This is a genomic window from Pseudomonas sp. SWRI179, from assembly GCF_014268705.1.
GTDB lineage: Bacteria > Pseudomonadota > Gammaproteobacteria > Pseudomonadales > Pseudomonadaceae > Aquipseudomonas > Aquipseudomonas zanjanensis.
On the sequence record NZ_JABWRA010000118.1, the window covers coordinates 1 to 1,662 of the forward strand.

The following is a 1,662-nucleotide window of genomic DNA, read 5'->3' on the forward strand; positions in this document are numbered from 1 at the left end:
CGGCGTTTTTCAAGGTAGTTGTCGCGTTCACCGTTTTGTTATGCCACTTTTGCGATCACAGTAAGCTCTCTTTCAGGGTTCAGATACACCGTCCCGACTGGCCTCCAGTTACGTGTTTCTCCTGACCACCGTCCAGGTTTTTTCGCTCTAGCTAATCTGTAAACAGTGTCACGGCGGGCGAGGATTTCATTGTCCTTGCCTTCATGACGCTGGGCCGGCGTGACGAAGCGGATGCTGCTATGGCGATGCACGGTGTTGTACCAGACCATAAAATCCCGAACCCAGACACGCGCATCATCCAGACTGTCGAACCCGCCCAAGGGCCACTGCGGACAGTACTTCAATGTTCTGAATAACGACTCGGAATAAGGGTTGTCGTTGCTGACGCGAGGTCGTCCTCGCGAAGGCGTAATGCCCAAATCGTACATTTTGGACAGCAGTGTCACCGACTTCATGGGCGCGCCATTATCCGAGTGGAGCACCAGCGGCTGCTGCCAGCACTTTTCCTGATTCACGCTTCGTTGCAGCAGTGCCGCCGCCTTTTCTCCGCTTTCTACTTCGTAGACCTCCCAGCCCACGGCTTTGCGGCTGTAGATGTCCTCGATCAAGTAGAGATAGTAAAACTGCCCGCGAATCGGCGTGGGCAGATAGGTAATGTCCCAGGACCACACCTGGTTGGCCGACGTCGCGGCATACGTCGTCGGTGCCGCATGATGCTGTGGTCTCTTGGCTCGTGACCTGTGTTGCTGCTGGCCCGCAGCCTTGAGCACCCGATAAAAGGTGGCCTCCGAAGCGAGATAACGCCCTTCGTCTGCCAATTGCGGCACGATCTGACTTGGCGGTAAATGGGCGTAGGCCTTGCTGTTGCACAGCACCAGGATGTTTTGGCGCTCCAGTTCACTGAGCGCATTACCGGGTATGGGCCTGATCGTTGTCGTACGGCCATCGGCGAGGATTTCGGACGGTAAACTCCAGCGTTGCAGCGTCCTGAGCGAAATGCCGACTTCCTGACAAGCAGGCGCCCTACGGGCGCCCGCCGTGATGGCTTCGTTGAGCCAACCCACGAGCAAATACCGTTCTGGCAACAAGGTCAGTTGTCCTCGTCGTCGCTTCCCCAGTAGGCATTGAGCTTTTTTCGCAGCACCAGCAGAGCCGCCGTTTCAGCGAGAGCGGCATCTTTGCGGCGCAGTTCACGTTCCAGTTGTTGGATGCGTTTCTTGTCTCCCCGCACTTGCGCGGCATCAGCTTTTCTACCGATCGGCTGATGGGTGCTGTTAGCAATAAACTCGTTGCGCCAAGCGGCGACCTGCTCAGGGAAAATGCCCACTCGGCGGCAATATTCGCCCATTTCCAGTTCCGACAGTGCTGATGTTTCGATGATCGCTGTCAGTTTTGACTCGGCTGACCAGTTCTCTACTGGTTGATTTTTTTCGGACAATTGAGTGCCTCGGGCAGCCGCTTGTTTGCGCCATTGATAAAGAGAAAAATCGCTGCAACCCTCACGACGCGCGACCTCTTTGGCAGAGAGGCTAAGGGGCGGAAGCATCATTTTCAGCAACGCGGCTTTACGTTCAGGTGAATAGAAAGGCATGACCATACTCTTGCCGCCCCCGAAATGCTTTTAGGAATTTGGAGAGGCGACAACTAGCCTGACACCGGGGG

General features: G+C 55.8%; 1 protein-coding gene. It reads right to left on the reverse strand.

Annotated features, from left to right (window positions below; translation table 11 throughout):
* Nucleotides 1-38: 38 nt before the first annotated feature.
* A protein-coding gene (locus HU767_RS28480; protein ID WP_178949136.1) for an IS3 family transposase occupies nucleotides 39-1,591 on the reverse strand; the annotation gives its coding sequence in 2 pieces (ribosomal slippage) (nucleotides 39-1,129 and nucleotides 1,129-1,591; 1,554 coding nt in all).
* Between the last annotated feature and the right edge of the window lie 71 nt (nucleotides 1,592-1,662).